Origin of the sequence: Arthrobacter sp. zg-Y820, assembly GCF_030142155.1 — a bacterium.
GTDB lineage: Bacteria > Actinomycetota > Actinomycetes > Actinomycetales > Micrococcaceae > Arthrobacter_B.
In genome coordinates, this window is the sequence record NZ_CP126247.1 from 492,791 (window position 1) to 508,423 (window position 15,633).

Consider the following 15,633-nt stretch of genomic DNA (forward strand, 5'->3'; position numbering starts at 1 on the left):
ATCTGCACTCTGTACAAATAAGCTAACGTAAGGGGCAATAATGACCACGGGCGGGGGCGTCCGCCGTTGTTCTCCTGAACCTTTCGCACGAGTAATCTTCCGCACGAGTAATAGGAGCGGCCTGCCATGACGGACCTCATCGACACTACCGAGATGTATCTGCGCACCATCCTGGAGCTCGAGGAAGAGAACATTGTCGCTCTCCGGGCGCGGATCGCCGAACGGCTGCGGCATTCCGGCCCGACGGTGTCCCAGACCATCGGCCGCATGGAACGGGACGGGCTCGTGGTGGTCTCGGGAAACCGGCACCTGGAGCTCACCGAGCTGGGCCGCCGGCGTGCCACCGAGGTGATGCGCAAGCACCGGCTGGCCGAACGGCTGCTGTCGGACGTGATTGGCCTGGACTGGGCCTACGTCCATGACGAAGCCTGCCGCTGGGAGCATGTCATGAGCGAGCGGGTTGAGCGCCGCCTCTATGAGCTCCTGGGCCGCCCCAGCGAGTCGCCGTACGGCAACCCGATTCCCGGGCTCGAACAGATCGGCGGCGTGCCTGCTGAACTCTTTCACCACGGAGTCACCAACCTCGTGGCGGCCGTGGCTGCCGCCGATCCCGGAACCAAGCTGAAGCTGGTCCGCTTGGCGGAGCCGGTGCAGGTGGAGCCGGAACTGCTGACCCAGCTGGACGAGGCCGGATTGCGCCCCGGCGCCGAGCTGACGGCGGAGGTCGTGGCGGGTTACATCTCCGTGCGCGTTCCCGGCATCGAAGGTGCCCTGGAACTGCCTCCAGAGGTGGCCGCGCACGTCTTTGTGTCCACAGCAGGATAACGGAATGGTCTCTTTTGTCGGGCTTCCCCTATAGTGACTAACTGACGTTGAAATAACACCGTTATCCGGGCCTTACGCCGAACCCTGCCACTGGCCCGGAATTGCATACCGTTCAGGCAGGGGCGGAGGACCCATCAACTGGCAGCCACAGCTGCCTTGGGGTGAAGCCTCCAGCATCAGCACACCGCCGCGTACGCCGCGGCCTGTGGTGAGTGGGGGCCGAGTATTCTCTACTCGAATCCGACAGCTAACTTCGCAGGCATATGAGAGAGGTATACCTTGTCGAAGCATGCTGCCCCGGGCAGGCGCCGCGCGTCCGCTCCGGTTACGGCCCCGCGCCCACGGAACGGCCAACCATCGGGCCGCCGCCGGGCCGAAACAAAACCCAGCTCCTTCGGTGGTGCAGCCCAGAAAGTTGCCATCACCGCCGCGACGTCGGGCCTGATCCTTACCGTCGCCCTCCCCACTACCGCAGCGGTCCCTGAGCCGGTCGAAGAGATGCAGACCGCAGCCGTTGAGGAAGCAGTGGTGGTTTCCGCTGACCCCAATGCAACAGTTGAGTTCGAACGCGCCGCGCTGACCAGCAAGTCCGATCCGGATGCGAAGCTGCGCCAGGTCGTCGTGGCTGCGGGCAGTGAAGTTGCCGCGGGCGCCGCCAAGGGGACCCTGGCCACACCGCTGGCCTCGGATCTGGTTCAGACCTCAGGGTTCGGCTACCGGGTCAGCCCCATCACCGGCAGCGCCGGCGAACTGCACCGCGGCCAGGACTTCGCCGCGGCCTGCGGCACCGATGTTACGGCCGCTGCCTCCGGAACGGTGACCTTTGCCGGCTGGCACGGCGGCGGCGGCGGAAACCGCGTCGTCGTGGACCACGGCAACGGCGTGGAGACCACCTACAACCACATGTCCAACCTTGCGGTTGGCGTTGGCGCCACGGTGGAGCGCGGAGACCTGGTGGGTGCCAGCGGCACCACGGGCGCGTCCACCGGCTGCCACCTGCACTTTGAGGTCATGGTTAACGGCGACGTAGTGGACCCGTTGGGCTGGCTGTAACCGCAGGTAAACCATTCCGTGACCGGAACGTGACATTGGTCAAATGTTGTTGTACGCTCTTCCTCGTGCCCGATCGGCCAAAGATCGGGCACTCTCGAACAGATCGCCGAGCTCTGCCACTGTTTGAGATCCGTTCGCAACATCGCATGGCAGAGGCGGGGGAACCACATTCGGGTTTCGCAAGAAACCCTAGGGGTTAAGTTGCACGGGCCTGGCGGTCCAGCAACCGGGTGACTCCCATCCGAATCCGACAGCTCACCTCGTAGGCATTGGGAGAGGCAAACTTGTGTCATCAGTAGCTCATGGCCGTCGTCGCGCGGCCACCACCCAGACGAGCCCAATTTCAGCACTATCCCGGGCCGTTACCTCCAACGCTGGAACCATTGGCCGCCAGGCCGCAGTCGTCGTCGCCGCTTCCGGCCTCGTACTGGCCGCGGGCCTTCCCGCCCAGGCAGCCGCCAACACCGATCGCCAGGCACTGGAAGCCACGCCGCTGAGCGTCGTGACCTCCACCGGAGCCGTTTCGGTTTCCGCGCAGGCGCCGTTTGAACTGGCAACGCTGGAATCCGTTTCCTCGGTTTCCGGAGCCGACTACCGCGCGCAGGTTGCAGCAGACGAAGCCGCCGCCGCCGCCGCAGTTGTTGCACAGGAGCAGGCAGCAGCGCAGGCAAAGCAGGCTGCCGCCCTTCAGGCCCAGCAGGCCGCCGTGAGCACCAAGGCCTACGCAGCCCCGGCAGTCGCAGCCTCTGCAGCCGCAGCCCCGGCAGCCGCAGCCCCCGCTGCGGCACCTTCCGCCGGCCCGGCCGCCCCCGCAGCAGCGACGCCGGCTCCGGCCCCCGTCGCCTCCAGCGGAGCAGGCGCGGCCCTCGTGGCCTCCGCCTACAGCCAGATCGGCGTTGCGCAGGACTGCACCGCCATGGTTGAGAAGGCGCTTCGTTCCATCGGTAAGTCCGTGGGAGACCTTGCACCGGCACAGTTCTACGCCTACGGCTCGGTTGTCGGCTCTCCCCAGCCCGGTGACCTCGTCATCACTTCCGGCCACGTAGCGATCTACGTCGGCAACGGCCAGGTCATCAGCGGCGGCTTCGACGGCATGAACACCGTGCTGCACCCGCTGTCCTACCTCGGCGGCGCAAGCTTCGTCCGCGTCAGCTAAGCCCAGTTGTCACCTAACGGAGATCGCAGCCGCATGACATCGACAACTGAGCGCGCCCGCCACCGGGCGCCGGTGGCACGTACCGCACCGCTGACCGCACTGGCCCAGGCAATGACCGCCAACGCGGGAACTGTCGGACGCCAGGCAGCTGTCGTCGTCGCCGCCTCGGGACTTGTCCTGAGCACCGGCGTCGCCGCCAACGCTTCCGGATCAGACCTGGTCCGCAACGTCCAGACCAGCACCCTGGACCTGTCCTCGGCTGCTCCGCTGACAGTTCCGGAAACCGCAACGGTGAACTTTGACCGACCGGCAGTGGCCGGCGTCATCGTGGCCCCCGAGCCTGCGCCGCAGGCCCAGGTTGCCGTTCAGGCCCGGCCGGCGGCAACGCTGGACGCAGCCGCGCCAGGTGAAGCACTCGCAGCCCAGCCGGGTGAAGCACTCGCAGCCCAGCCGGGTGAAGCACTCGCAGCCGTGCCGGCCGCGGGTGCGGCTGCTCCGGCTGTGGCTGCTCCCGCCCGGCAGGAAGCCCCTGCTGCGTCGTCGGGCACCGCAGCGATTATCGCAGCGGCCGCCTACGCACAGCTGGGCGTCTCGCAGGACTGCACCATGCTGGTAACCAATTCGCTGGCTGCAGCAGGCATCAGCTTCCACGACTGGCCCGCCGGCTACCTGTCACTGGGCAGCACCGTCAGCGCTTCGCAGGCCGTTGCCGGCGACCTGATCTACTACGCCGACGGCGGCATGGGCATGGCTCACATTGCTGTCTACATTGGCAACGGCCAGGCCATCCACGGCGGATACAACGGTGGTTCCACCGTTGTTGCGCCGGCCGAGCTGGGCTCCGGCGGAGTTTACATCCGGGTCGGCTAGGACCGCACCACTGCATTTCCGCCGGTTCTGACCGGTGATCAAGGGCTCTTCCCGCGGGAAGGGCCCTTGACTCTTTTAACCGAGTGCCTTTATTAACTGAGTGCCTTTAACTGAGTGCCGCCGCTTTGACTCCTCGCCGCCGCAGAAAAATGGCCAAGATCCGGATCGGGGCATACTCTTTTCCATAGATCATCCGAAGTACCGTCCTCCGCCGACGGGCTGGCACCGCCGACGGGCATGCGAAGAGGAATGTGCATGCGCACTCTCGTCCTGAATGCCGGCTACGAGCCGCTGGCCGTGGTGACCTTCCGCCGGGCACTGGTACTGGTGCTGTCCGGGAAGGCCAGTGTTGTCGCGGAAAGCGGCGATCCCGTGGTGGGCCCCACCGAGATCCTTCCCCGCCCGTCGGTCATCCTGCTGCATCGATACGTGAAGATTCCGTATCGGGAAGGCACGTCAGCCACCCGGCGGGGCGTACTGCGCCGCGACGGACATCAGTGCGCCTACTGCGGCAAGGCCGCTTCGACAGTCGATCACGTCCTGCCCAAGTCCCGCGGAGGGGGCGACAGCTGGGAGAACATGGTCGCGTGCTGCCTGCGCTGCAACAACGCCAAGGGGGACCGGACCCTGAACCAGCTGGGCTGGCAGCTGCGCTTCCTTCCCCAGCCGCCGCGCGGAGCGCGCTGGCAAATCCGTGAACTCGAACGCCCGGCACCGCAGTGGGACGAGTTCCTTGACGCCGGCACCGCCGCGTGATGCCCCTGCCGCGCGGCGGCTCTTCCCGCTGCAACAATTCTCCCCGCTCGAAAGAGCTTTCCAGCTCGGAGGACCTTTCCCGCACCGGTGACCGTCCGCGCTTCAACGCCGTTATCTTGGCCGGCGGGCGGTCCTCGCGGCTGGACGGAACACCAAAGGCACTGCTGCAGGCCTCCGGCCGGACGCTGCTGGCGGCCGCACTGGACGCTGCGGCGGGGGCGTGCGCCTGCGCCGTTGCCGGTCCGCCGTCCTTGTCCGCAGTCGTGGAGGAGTCCGGACATGGTGCCGCGCTGCTGGTCCGGGAAGATCCGCCGTTCTCCGGGCCGGCGGCAGCCCTGGCGGCTGCCTGGACAGCGCTGGCGGAACGGGACAGTCACGCAGGGCACCTGCAACCGGGCTGGACGCTGGTCCTGGCCTGCGACATGCCGTTCATCTCCCGGGCCGTCGCGGCGCTCCTGGCCGCCGCCCGGAGCACCGAAGCGGAGGTTGCGCCGGGACGCGTGGACCGGTATGAATCGCTGCTGGCGCTTGATGAAACCGGCAGGGCGCAGCCGCTGGCGGCCCTGTACCGGACCGCTCACCTGGGAGCTGCGGTGCACCAGCCCGACAGGCCTGGCGGCTTGGAAAACCTCTCGATGAGGAGGCTCCTTGCTAAGGTGCAATGGAGGGGCGTTGCGGTGCCCGCCCACAGCACGGCGGATATTGATACGTGGGAGGATGCCCGGCGCTGGTCGGTGGGAACCGGGCGCGCCGGTAACGTGGAAGCGTCCGCAGCGTCCGAGCGAACGCCAGCAGAGGAGCAGTAAATGGCAAGCCAGGAAGAACAACTCGAAGCGTGGTGCGGCAGGCTGCTGACCGCCTTGGAGCTGGAGGGAACCGCCGTGGATATCGGCGCAGTGTTGCAGCTGGCCTCAGACGCGGCTCACTCGGTGGTCCGGCCCGCCGCACCCCTGACCACGTTTGTGGCCGGATTTGCTGCAGGGCTGGCGGCAGGCAGCGGACAGGCGGACGACGACGTCGCCATGGGCGCAGCGATGCGCGCGGCTGCCCGTGAATGCAAAAACTACGGTGAAACCGGAGACTCCAATGACAACTGACAATTCCACCCCCGTAATACTCCCGCTTCAGCCCAACGCGCCCTGGGAGCAGGCGCGCAGCTTGGCATTCTCAGCGGGCCGCCCGCTGCCCTATGAAACTGTGCCCCTGGCCGAGGCCCTGGGCCAGGTCCTCGCCGAGGACGTAACCGCCTTGCAGCCCATTCCGCATTATGCGTCGTCGGCGATGGACGGCTGGGCCGTCTCCGGTCCGCCGCCGTGGCAGCTGGTGTCGCATCAGGAGCCGAAAACGGAGCGGTGGCAGATCCACAAGGAGTCCGGACGCCGCCCGCTGCAGCCGGGCCAGGCCGTTGCCATCCTGACGGGCGGCATGATCCCGCTGGGCGCCCACAGCGTGCTGCGCTCCGAAAGCGGCGTGCTCACCGGCGGCGTCAACCCGGTGCTCGCCCTCAGCGACGATGCCCGCGGGGAAGAACCCCGGTCCGGCGAACACATCCGGCCCGCGGGAGAGGAAGCAGCCGCAGGCGAAGTCACGATCCGGCGCGGCACCCGGCTGAACCCGGCACACATCGCGCTTGCCGCAGTGTGCGGGCACGATACCCTGCCGGTGCTCCGCGCACCCCGGGTGTCGCTTCTGCTGACCGGCGACGAAGTCATCGAATACGGGCTGCCGGAGTCCGGCCAGGTGCGGGACACCTTCGGCCCGCAGCTTCCGCAGCTGGTGACCATGCTCGGCGGCCGCATGGACGTGGTCCGCCGCCTGTCCGACCGCTATGAGGACGTGGTGGCGGCCCTGAGCACTGATGCTTCCGACGAGACCTCCATCGCCATGTCCTCGGGGGATGTCCTCATCACCACCGGCGGCACCGGCCGCTCCGAGGCCGACCACCTGCGCCAGGCGCTGGAGGACATGGACGCGGAAATGCTGATCAACGGCGTCGCGATGCGTCCCGGGCACCCAACCATGCTGGCCCGTCTTCCCGACGGCCGGCTACTTGTGGCTCTGCCCGGCAATCCGCTGGCGGCCATGATGGCTGTCTTCACCGTCCTCTCACCGCTTTTGGACGGGCTCCGGGGAGCGCCGCTGTCGCCGGAGCGCCACGTCCTGGTGGGCGTGGATATTGAACCGCTGCCCGGACGCACCCGTCTGGTGCCCTGCCGGATCGAGAACGGGCGGGCGCTGCCCTCGCAGTATTTCCGGTCGGGAATGCTGCGCGGAATTGCCGACGCCGATGCCATCATGGTCATCCCGGAATCCGGATGCACCAAGGATGAAGCGATTACCGCACTGCCGCTGCCCTGGACGGTGCACGAGCCCCCGGCTCACTGAGTGCCCGTCCGGGCCGGTGTCGGCTAGGCTCGGATGAGGCGCTGCTCCAGCCCAGCCGCACTGGGTGAAGGGGCACCGTGTCTCACGGAGACGGAGTTTTTAAGGAGACGGAATGGGACGGGTTACCCGGCGCGGATCGATCACGAAATTCCGGACGGACGGAACAGTTACCAAGCGCGAAGACATACTGGCCGGCGAGGAGCCGCTGGAGATCCGGGTCGAGGGTCGTTCCTTTACCGTCACGATGAGGACGCCCGGCGATGACTTTGACCTTGTCGCCGGGTTCCTGGTCTCGGAAGGCATCATCTGGGAGCCCGGACAGCTGATCAGCCTGCGCTACTGTGCCGGCGTCGACGAGTCCGGACAGCAGACCTTCAACGTGGTGGATGTGCAGCTGCGACCGGGCACCGCACTCCCGGACACGGCTATGGAGCGCCATGTCTACACGTCCAGTTCCTGCGGCATCTGCGGGACGGCGTCCATCGATGCGGTGCGCAAGTCCTCCCACTTCTCGCTGGGCGACGACGACGTGCGGGTTCCGCTCCCGGTACTGGCGGCACTGCCGGACCAGCTGCGGCAGCAGCAGAAGGTCTTCGACCGCACCGGCGGGGTTCATGCCGCCGGGCTGTTCAGCGCCGAGGGCGAGTTGCTGTGCCTGCGCGAAGACGTGGGACGCCACAATGCGGTGGACAAAGTGGTGGGCTGGGCCCTGCGCGCGGGCAGGCTGCCGCTGCGGGGAACCGTCCTCCAGGTCTCCGGCCGGGCGTCCTTTGAATTGGTGCAGAAGGCCCAGCTTGCCGGCATCCCGATGCTGGCGGCCGTCAGCGCGCCGTCGTCGTTGTCGGTGGAGCTGGCACAGGATGCCGGGATGACGCTGGTGGGCTTCAGCCGCGGGACGTCGCTGAACTGCTACGCGTTCCCGGAGCGGATTTCGGTCTGACCGCAGCTGGGGCAGCGAAACGATCAGCGCCGCGCCGGAACCTGCACGGTGACCGTGGTGCCCCGGCCCACCGCCGAATCGATGGCCAGCTCCCCGCCGTGCTGGTGGACGATGTCCTGCACAATGGCCAGGCCGAGACCGGTGCCGGGAATTGCGGCAGCCGTGGCATTGGAAGCACGGAAGAACCGCCGGAACAGCTTGGGAATGTCGCCCTCGGGGATTCCGATGCCGCTGTCCACCACCTTGACCCGGATCTGGGGGCCGGAATCCGTGCTGATGACATCGCTCAGGACATCCACCGTTCCGCCCGGGCGCGTGAACTTCACGGCGTTGGAGAGCAGGTTCGTGAAGACCTGTTCCAGCTGCGCCTCTTCTCCGTCGACCAGGAGCGGTGCCGCCACCGGCCCCAGCTGCAGGGTAATGTCATTCGCTGCGGCAGCCGGTGCCAGCGCCGCCGCCACCGATTCCAGGAGACCGGCCAGATCGATTTCCTCCACTGCAAGACTGGCATGGGCATCGCTGCGGGAAATGGTGAGCAGGTCGGAAATGAGCTGGTTCAGGCGCGCGGCGTTGCGCCCCACAATTTCCAGCATCTGCACCATGTGCGGAGGAACCTCCCCGGCGGAACCGTCCAAGATCAGCTCAAGATAGCCGGTGATCGAGGTCAGCGGGGTCCGCAGCTCATGGTTCACGGTGGCCACAAAATCGGTCTTGGCCTGGTCCAGTTCCCGCAACCGGGACAGCACCTCGCGCTGGGCGGTGATGAGATGCCCCTGCACCAGGCCGTGGGCAAGGTTTCCGCAGACGTGCTGAATGAGTGACAGCTCTGTCCGGCTCCAGTGCCGCGGGGCGGTACCGGCGATCCAGATATAGCCCAGCACCTTGTCGCCGTGGGCCAGCGGGGCCAAAACCGACGTCCGCAGCTCTGCCGGGATGGTTGCCGAGAGAACCTTGCCGTCAGGTTCATTGAGGATGAGGTGGTCTTCAACCCGAAGCACCGTCTCTTGGTCCCAAAGAGAGGCACAAAGATCCGCCGCCTCCGGCATTGGAATCCGGGGAAGGCCCTTCCCCGAGGGCTTCCGGCTCCAGGACGCCGACAGCTCAGGGACGCGCTCATCGGGAAACGTGTCCATTCGGACCTGGCAGGCAGCAAAGGTCTCCCCGAGCCCCCGCACCACCAGCGCGGCCATCTGTTCCGGATCATTGGTGCTGCGCAAAGCCGCCGAGATTGCCCGGGTATCGTCCCGCAGCCGCGCAGCAGCGATTTTGCGGCGGCGGGTGGCCTGGCTCCCGGCGAGGACCAGGGCCACCCGGGCGGCCAAATCGGTTTCCTGCACCCGGCCCACCACAAATTCCGTGATGCCGAGTTGCACCATGCCTTCGATATCCAGGTTGCCGTCACCGGACAACAGAATGACCGGCAGTTCGGCCACGGCCGGTTCCTGCCGGAGCCGGCGGAGCTGGTCGGGCCGGGCAGCGGCGAGCATCACCGAGTCGACGACGGCCAGCATGACGTCTTGCTCTGAGATCGCCTGAACGGCGTCCGACTCGTTATTGACATGCAGCGGCGTCAGGCCTGCCGCGCGCAGGACGGAGTCAGTGGAGGCCCGGCAATCGTGGACCCGGACGGCTACTACGGCAAACTGCTCGCCGGGGTCACCGGACGGCGCTTGCACCGGTTGTAGCGCCGTGGGCATGGAGGCCTTTCGTCAACTGCTGAATCCGGGGAGGGTGCAGCGAATGGAAGTGTACCAGCGCGCTCAGCTTTGGAAGTGTCCGGGAACACATCGCTGCGCGATTCCTTAACCTGCGGCCAGAACATGCGGCCAGCCGGTGCTGCCGGCCATCTCCCTCGGCCGCGGTGCAGGTGCGGAGCCGAGGCGGAATGCTGCCGGACCGGAGTGTCAGTGCCGAGGCATAAACTGGAGAGTGCAAACAACGGAGGCGGCAAAATGAGCATGGAAGGCGCGGCGTGGAGCTCTCTTCATAAGATCTCCACCGCCAGGGGCAGCGACAATAAGATTTCCAAGGAGACGCTTCGGCGGATTATTGCTTTCGCCTCTCCCTACAAAAAGCAGCTGATCGGCTTCGTCCTGCTGTCCACGCTCGGAGCTTTTCTGGCGGTGGCCACTCCGGTCCTGGCCGGTGAGGTGGTCAATTCCATCGTCGCGGGTTCGGCAGCGGGCCGGGTGATCCAGCTGGCACTGCTGATCGCCGGGGTTGCGGTGGCGGATGCCGGGGTGTCAATGGCCACCCGGTGGTTCTCTTCCCGGATTGGTGAGCAAGTCATCCTGGACCTGCGGACAGCGGTTTTTGACCATGTCCAAAAAATGCCCATCGCCTTCTTTACGCGCACGCGCACAGGCGCCCTGGTCAGCCGGCTCAACAATGACGTCATTGGTGCGCAGCAGGCCTTCAGCGGCACCCTCTCCGGCGTGGTGAGCAACCTCGTCGCCCTGATCCTGACGCTGATCGTCATGCTCAACACCTCCTGGCAGGTGACCGTCCTGGCCATGCTGCTGCTGCCGGTGTTCCTTATTCCGGCCCGCCGCATGGGCGGCAAGCTGGCTTCGCTTCGGCGTGAAGCAGCGAATCACAATGCCTCCATGGGAACGCAGATGACCGAACGGTTCTCGGCGCCCGGAGCCACCCTGGTCAAGCTGTTCGGCCGGCCCGAGCAGGAGTCCGGCGAGTTTGCCGTCCGCGCCGCCCGAGTCCGCGACATCGGGGTGAAGATGGCCATGATGCAGGCGGTGTTCGTCACCGCACTGACCCTGGTTTCGGCCCTCGCACTGGCCCTGGTCTACGGCCTGGGCGGTTATCTGGCCCTGTCCGGGAGCCTGAACACCGGCGACGTCGTCACCCTTGCCCTGCTCCTCACCCGGCTTTATGCGCCGCTGACTTCGCTTGCCAACGCCCGGGTGGAGATCATGAGCGCCGTCGTGAGCTTTGAGCGGGTCTTCGAAATCCTGGATCTGAAACCGCTGATCCGCGAGAAGGACCAGCCCCTCCCGGTCCCCGACGGCCCGCTGGGCGTGGAGTTCGACGACGTCCGGTTCGCCTATCCGACGGCGGACAAGGTCTCGCTGGCATCGCTGGAGGACGTGGCGGTGCTTGATTCCCGCGGCGGCGAGGAGGTGCTGCATGGGATTTCGTTCCGGGTGGAACCCGGCCAGACCGTCGCTCTGGTCGGCACCTCCGGCGCCGGCAAATCCACCATTGCCCAGCTGCTGGCGCGCTTGTACGACGTCGACTCCGGAGCGGTGCGCTTCTCCGGCACCGATGTGCGGGACGTCAGTTTCGCCGGGATGCGCCAGGCGCTGGGCATGGTGACCCAGGACGGGCACCTGTTCCACGAGAGCATCCGCTCCAACCTGTTGCTGGCCAACCCCGAAGCCTCCGAAGATCAGGTTTGGGACGCGTTGCGCCGCGCCCGGCTGGAGAACCTGGTCCGTTCGCTGCCGGACGGGCTGGACACCATGGTGGGGGAGCGCGGCTACCGTCTGTCGGGAGGCGAACGCCAGCGGATGACGATTGCCCGGCTGCTGCTTGCCCAGCCGCGGATCGTGATCCTGGATGAGGCCACTGCTGCCTTGGACTCCACCTCTGAAGCTGCCGTTCAGGCGGCATTGGGCGAGGCGCTGGAGGGCCGCACCGCCGTCGTCATCGCCCACCGGCTCTCGACGATTCGCAATGCCGACAAAATCCTGGTGATTGAGGGCGGACGCATCGCTGAGCAGGGAACCCACGCCGACCTCATCGCCATGGGCGGCCGATATGCCGAACTGCACGATACCCAGTTTGCCGTGGGGAAAACCGCGGAGCCTGCCCCGCTGACGGAGAGTGCGGCAGAGGCAGAGGCAGGGGCAGGCGCCGGGCATCGGGCGCCGCTGCGCTAGGCCGCTGCTTTGCAAAGTTGGTGCCCCCGGCCGGAATCGAACCGACGACCTGCCCTTTAGGAGAGGGCCGCTCTATCCTACTGAGCTACGAGGGCGTGCCGCCGGTCTGGCCGGCAGGCGGTTATCAGCTTACCTGTTTCTGCGCTTGGCGGGCTGACGCGTTACCGCGCGTGTTGCCTGCCGGCGCCGCCGCAGCCGCTGAGGACGCATCAGAGGCTGCCGGCTCCGTGGTCTGCAGCGCCAGCTGATGTGCTGCGTAGGCCCCCCGCATGTCTTCCATGAACCGGTGGACGGTTCGAAGCTCTTCGGCGGAGTAGCCGCTCATGACGTCGTCGGTGAGCTTGCCGAGAGGGCCGAAGTAGGCCCCGGCCAGCTGCATTGCCAGCGGCTCGAAATGCAGGGTCACCTTGCGCCGGTCTGCATGGTCCCGGTTGCGGTGGATGTGTCCGATCCGCTCGAGCCGGTCGATCACCGCCGTCGTCGCACCGGTGGAGGTGCCGAGCAGGGTGCTGAGCCGGCCGGCCGTGAGGGCCTCGTGCCGGGTTTCGGCTTCCATGATCAGGGTGAGCGCGCGCATGTCAGTGGCGTTGAGCCCGTGACGGTGCGCAAAAGTATCCGCCACCCGCTGTCCGTCCACGGCCATGCCGCGGATCGCGTTGACGATATCCCGCTTGAGATTCTTCTCCACGGTCCTATAGTAGCTCGATATTGAAATGTCTCTAAAAGTGAGATACTTTACTTCGGAGATACTTTAGTGCACCAGGAGCGAGCATGTACGCAGGGATAGTGAAATCCGCCAAAGCGGCCTGGATTACGCTGCTGCTGAGCCTTGCGGTCATCATTGGCCTCTTTGCTTTGCCGGCGCAGGAAAACGAGGCGTCCACTGTCGGCGGCCTCAGCGACAAGTACCAAACCACGCAGGTCAACGAACTCCTGGAAGAATTTCCGGATGCCCAGGAATCCACGGCGCTGATCGTCGTCTCGCGGGCCGACGGCGCGGCAATGACCGACGCCGACCAGGCCGCGATCGCCGGCATCAACGCGGCTGCCACTGAGCTCGGCGCTGTGGGTCCGCCGCCCCAGGTGCCGCCGATCGTTTCCGAAAACAAGCTGGTGGCCCTCGTTCCGGTGACCCTCCAGGCTGCCGCCGACGACGGTGACGCCGTGTCGGCTGAAGTGGAGAGCCTGCGCCAGGGCATTTCCGATGCCGCTCCGGAGGGTCTCACCGCCGAGCTGACCGGCGGGGCCGCCTTCACGGCGGATCTGGCCGGCGTGTTCTCCGGCGCCAACTTCATCCTGCTGACCGTCACGGCCGGCGTGGTGGCCCTGCTGCTGCTCATTACCTACCGTTCGCCGTGGCTCTGGCTGGTGCCGCTGGCGGTAGTGGGGACCATTGAGCAGGCAGCCCTGAAGGTGGTTGACCTGCTGGCACCGGTGGTTGGCATCGATGTGGACCCCTCGGCGGTGGGCATCACCAGCGTGCTGGTGTTTGGTGCCGCCACCAACTATGCGCTCCTGCTGATCGCGCGCTACCGCGAAGAGCTGCGCATCCATGAATCCAAGTATTCGGCCATGGGTCGGGCGCTCTCCCGGACCCGGGAAGCCATCATCGCCTCGGGCGGCACCGTGATCCTCGCCCTGCTCGTGCTGCTCTTTACTGACACCATGAGCTACCGCGGCCTGGGCTTTTCGGCCGCGACCGGCATTGTCCTGGCCATCCTCAGCGCCCTCTTCATCCTGCCCGCCGCGCTGGTCCTGCTCGGCCGGAAACTGTTCTGGCCGTTCGTGCCCAAGGTCGGCGACGCCGCCCGTGAAGGCAAGTTCTGGGGCAAGCTTGGCGAGGCCACGGCACGTGCACCCAAGCGCATTGCCGGCGCGGCCGTCGTCGTCCTGCTGGCCGCAGGCGGATTGTTGCTCAACGTCCAGATCGGCCTGAGCGAAAACGAACAGTTCACGGAGAAGCCGCAGGCTGTCACCGCTGCTGAAACACTCGCCGAAGGCTTCCCAGCCGGGTCCTCCTCGCCGGTGATCGTGCTGGTCAACTCGGACAGCGCCGATGCCGCAGTGGCCGAACTCGCGGAGCTGGAGAGCGTGTCCGGAGCGGACGTAGCGTCCGAGCACAACGGGATGACCCGCATCGACGTCATCGACAGCTACGAACCCGGCACCGCCGAGGCGAATGCCTTCATCGAGGACCTGCGCGCGGATCTGGCCGCCAATCCGGACTACGGAGCACTGGTCGGCGGTGAAGCCGCCGAGCGCGTGGACCAGGTTGCAGCGAACACCCACGACTTCACCCTGGTGGTCACCTCGGTGATCATCCTGGTCTTCCTGGTCCTGCTGGTGCTGTTGCGCAGCCTCGTGGCGCCGGTGCTGCTGGTCGCCTCCGTGCTGCTGACCTTCGTCGCAAGCACCGGCATCAGCTGGTTCCTGTTCGTGAACGTGCTTGGCTTCCCGGCCCTGGATACGCTCACGCTGCTGTACAGCTTCATCTTCCTGGTGGCCCTGGGTGTGGACTACAACATCTTCCTGACCACGCGGGCCCGGGAGAACGCCATGACCATGGGCACCAAGCAGGGCATGCTCAGCGCCCTGCGCTCCACCGGCGGGGTCATCACCAGTGCCGGCATCCTGCTGGCCGCGGTGTTCGCCGTCCTCGGCGTGCTGCCGCTGGTTACCCTGACCCAGGTCGGCATTACCGTGGCGATCGGTGTCCTGCTGGACACCCTGGTGGTGCGGACGGTCATCGTTCCGGCGCTGGCCTTCATCCTGGGCGAGAAGTTCTGGTGGCCGTCCAAGCCTGCCGCGCCTGGCGGCACCGGCGGCCGGCACGAGGCCCGGACCTCGGGCGACGGTTCGGGTCCGGTGCTGGACGCGGCACCCGCCGGCGCGCACCGGGCGCCCACGCGCTAAGACGCCCGGATCCTCAGCAGTGAGGGCCCGATCCCGGCTTTACGCCGGGCTCGGGCCCTCACTGGGTCTGGCTGCATCGGGGGAGGAACCCTACGGCGTATCTTTCGGGGTGCTCTGGCTGGGCCCGGTGCGTTTGCTGAACACGGCAACCACGGCCGCCAGCAGGCTCAGGCCGAAAAGCACCCAGCGGGCTATGGTCAGGGCGCTGGCCAGGGCCGCGTCTCCGTTCGAGAGGGTTTCCGAGCCCAGAGCGGCATCAATGGCGACGTTCTCCCACAGGTCCACGATGACAAAGAGGATGGGCGCGGCCCACAACACCCAGCGCTTGACCCGGCCGCGGGCGTTCAGCCCGATGATCAGCAGCCAGGTGAACCCGAACATCAGCGGGAAGATGGTGCCGGCGGTCTTGTGCACGTAGCTGAGCTGGCCGAGGGCATCGGCGTCCATCACCGAGCGCAGGTCCGCCAGATACTCCGAGCTGTAGCCGCCCACCAGCGAATCTGGCATGGCCATGCCGTTGCTCAGCTGGGTCATCTGGTCCAGCACCATGATGTGCAGGTAGAAGAACATGAAGAGCGTGGTCGCCACCGCCGCCACCAGGAGCAGGTTGGCGTTGCTCTTGGCCTGCTGCGGAGCGCGGGCAGTGGTCAGTTTCGCTAGGTGCGGGGGCTGGACGGCTTTCTCGCCGTGTTTCGCTGCCCGCTGTGCCGGAGTTTTTCCCATGCTTAACAGTATGGCCGCTGCATGGTTTAAGGCCGCGATGCAGTATCGCCGCTGCATGGTTCAGGGCCGCGATCCGGCGGTCTCCGGGGCTCGCCGCCGCTGCGCTTGCCGGG

General features: G+C 66.6%; 14 protein-coding genes, 1 tRNA gene and 2 riboswitches. Of the genes, 11 read left to right on the forward strand and 4 right to left on the reverse strand.

Annotation, left to right across the window (positions count from 1 at the left end; translation table 11 throughout):
• Positions 1-126: 126 nt before the first annotated feature.
• The 9 genes from QNO08_RS02285 to fdhD all read left to right on the forward strand — a co-directional run bounded on the left by QNO08_RS02285 (position 127) and on the right by fdhD (position 7,985).
• Entirely contained in the window at positions 127-825 is a 699-nt protein-coding gene (locus QNO08_RS02285; RefSeq protein ID WP_229968092.1) for an iron-dependent transcriptional repressor DtxR, read from the forward strand.
• A 65-nt stretch (positions 826-890) separates the two neighbouring features.
• Positions 891-1,102, forward strand: a riboswitch (cyclic di-AMP (ydaO/yuaA leader).
• Positions 1,103-1,104: 2 nt separating this feature from the next.
• Positions 1,105-1,878, forward strand: coding sequence for a M23 family metallopeptidase (locus QNO08_RS02290; RefSeq protein ID WP_229968094.1), 774 nt, complete (start codon positions 1,105-1,107; stop codon positions 1,876-1,878).
• A gap of 120 nt (positions 1,879-1,998) precedes the next feature.
• A riboswitch (cyclic di-AMP (ydaO/yuaA leader) is annotated at positions 1,999-2,161 on the forward strand.
• Between the two features lie 3 nt (positions 2,162-2,164).
• A complete protein-coding gene (locus tag QNO08_RS02295; RefSeq protein ID WP_229968096.1) occupies positions 2,165-3,034 on the forward strand; it encodes an NlpC/P60 family protein in 870 nt (289 codons plus the stop codon).
• A gap of 33 nt (positions 3,035-3,067) precedes the next feature.
• Positions 3,068-3,904, forward strand: coding sequence for an NlpC/P60 family protein (locus tag QNO08_RS02300; RefSeq protein WP_229968098.1), 837 nt, complete (start codon positions 3,068-3,070; stop codon positions 3,902-3,904).
• A gap of 255 nt (positions 3,905-4,159) precedes the next feature.
• Entirely contained in the window at positions 4,160-4,660 is a 501-nt protein-coding gene (locus QNO08_RS02305; RefSeq protein ID WP_229968100.1) for an HNH endonuclease, read from the forward strand.
• The gene (gene mobA / locus QNO08_RS02310) at positions 4,660-5,466 is read left to right on the forward strand and encodes a molybdenum cofactor guanylyltransferase (protein ID WP_229968102.1); all 807 of its coding nucleotides are present in this window, start codon (positions 4,660-4,662) and stop codon (positions 5,464-5,466) included. Before QNO08_RS02305 ends, mobA begins: the two co-directional genes overlap by 1 nt.
• Complete coding sequence (locus QNO08_RS02315) at positions 5,467-5,757, forward strand: DUF6457 domain-containing protein (RefSeq protein WP_229968104.1); 291 nt, start codon at positions 5,467-5,469, stop codon at positions 5,755-5,757.
• Positions 5,747-7,045 (forward strand): molybdopterin molybdotransferase MoeA, encoded by a 1,299-nt coding sequence (locus QNO08_RS02320; RefSeq protein ID WP_229968106.1) that lies wholly within the window; start codon positions 5,747-5,749, stop codon positions 7,043-7,045. The genes QNO08_RS02315 and QNO08_RS02320 overlap by 11 nt, the downstream gene beginning before the upstream one ends.
• A gap of 112 nt (positions 7,046-7,157) precedes the next feature.
• The gene (fdhD, locus tag QNO08_RS02325) at positions 7,158-7,985 is read left to right on the forward strand and encodes a formate dehydrogenase accessory sulfurtransferase FdhD (protein ID WP_229968108.1); all 828 of its coding nucleotides are present in this window, start codon (positions 7,158-7,160) and stop codon (positions 7,983-7,985) included.
• Positions 7,986-8,008: 23 nt separating this feature from the next.
• On the opposite strand, the gene QNO08_RS02330 is transcribed toward fdhD, so the two are convergent.
• On the reverse strand, positions 8,009-9,682 hold the full coding sequence (locus tag QNO08_RS02330; RefSeq protein WP_229968110.1) for a sensor histidine kinase: 1,674 nt from the start codon (positions 9,680-9,682) through the stop codon (positions 8,009-8,011).
• Between the two features lie 255 nt (positions 9,683-9,937).
• On the opposite strand from QNO08_RS02330, the gene QNO08_RS02335 reads away from it, so the two are divergent.
• Positions 9,938-11,884 (forward strand): ABC transporter ATP-binding protein, encoded by a 1,947-nt coding sequence (locus tag QNO08_RS02335; protein ID WP_229968112.1) that lies wholly within the window; start codon positions 9,938-9,940, stop codon positions 11,882-11,884.
• Between the two features lie 18 nt (positions 11,885-11,902).
• Here QNO08_RS02335 and QNO08_RS02340 read toward each other — a convergent pair.
• A tRNA-Arg gene (locus QNO08_RS02340) sits at positions 11,903-11,979 on the reverse strand.
• Positions 11,980-12,008: 29 nt separating this feature from the next.
• A complete protein-coding gene (locus tag QNO08_RS02345; protein WP_229968114.1) occupies positions 12,009-12,572 on the reverse strand; it encodes a MarR family winged helix-turn-helix transcriptional regulator in 564 nt (187 codons plus the stop codon).
• Positions 12,573-12,655: 83 nt separating this feature from the next.
• Here QNO08_RS02345 and QNO08_RS02350 point away from each other — a divergent pair, with 83 nt between their 5' ends.
• The gene (locus QNO08_RS02350) at positions 12,656-14,797 is read left to right on the forward strand and encodes an MMPL family transporter (RefSeq protein ID WP_229968116.1); all 2,142 of its coding nucleotides are present in this window, start codon (positions 12,656-12,658) and stop codon (positions 14,795-14,797) included.
• Between the two features lie 90 nt (positions 14,798-14,887).
• On the opposite strand, the gene QNO08_RS02355 is transcribed toward QNO08_RS02350, so the two are convergent.
• Entirely contained in the window at positions 14,888-15,520 is a 633-nt protein-coding gene (locus QNO08_RS02355; protein WP_229968118.1) for a hypothetical protein, read from the reverse strand.
• Positions 15,521-15,633: the final 113 nt, after the last annotated feature.

Coding starts and splice junctions, on each gene's coding strand:
- mobA (WP_229968102.1), top strand. CDS start 4,660: ATGCCCCTGCCGCGCGGCGGCTCTTCCCGCTGCAACAATTCTCCCCGC.
- QNO08_RS02335 (WP_229968112.1), top strand. CDS start 9,938: ATGAGCATGGAAGGCGCGGCGTGGAGCTCTCTTCATAAGATCTCCACC.
- QNO08_RS02305 (WP_229968100.1), top strand. CDS start 4,160: ATGCGCACTCTCGTCCTGAATGCCGGCTACGAGCCGCTGGCCGTGGTG.
- QNO08_RS02285 (WP_229968092.1), top strand. CDS start 127: ATGACGGACCTCATCGACACTACCGAGATGTATCTGCGCACCATCCTG.
- QNO08_RS02355 (WP_229968118.1), bottom strand. CDS start 15,520: ATGGGAAAAACTCCGGCACAGCGGGCAGCGAAACACGGCGAGAAAGCC.
- QNO08_RS02315 (WP_229968104.1), top strand. CDS start 5,467: ATGGCAAGCCAGGAAGAACAACTCGAAGCGTGGTGCGGCAGGCTGCTG.
- QNO08_RS02300 (WP_229968098.1), top strand. CDS start 3,068: ATGACATCGACAACTGAGCGCGCCCGCCACCGGGCGCCGGTGGCACGT.
- QNO08_RS02350 (WP_229968116.1), top strand. CDS start 12,656: ATGTACGCAGGGATAGTGAAATCCGCCAAAGCGGCCTGGATTACGCTG.
- QNO08_RS02320 (WP_229968106.1), top strand. CDS start 5,747: ATGACAACTGACAATTCCACCCCCGTAATACTCCCGCTTCAGCCCAAC.
- fdhD (WP_229968108.1), top strand. CDS start 7,158: ATGGGACGGGTTACCCGGCGCGGATCGATCACGAAATTCCGGACGGAC.
- QNO08_RS02330 (WP_229968110.1), bottom strand. CDS start 9,682: ATGCCCACGGCGCTACAACCGGTGCAAGCGCCGTCCGGTGACCCCGGC.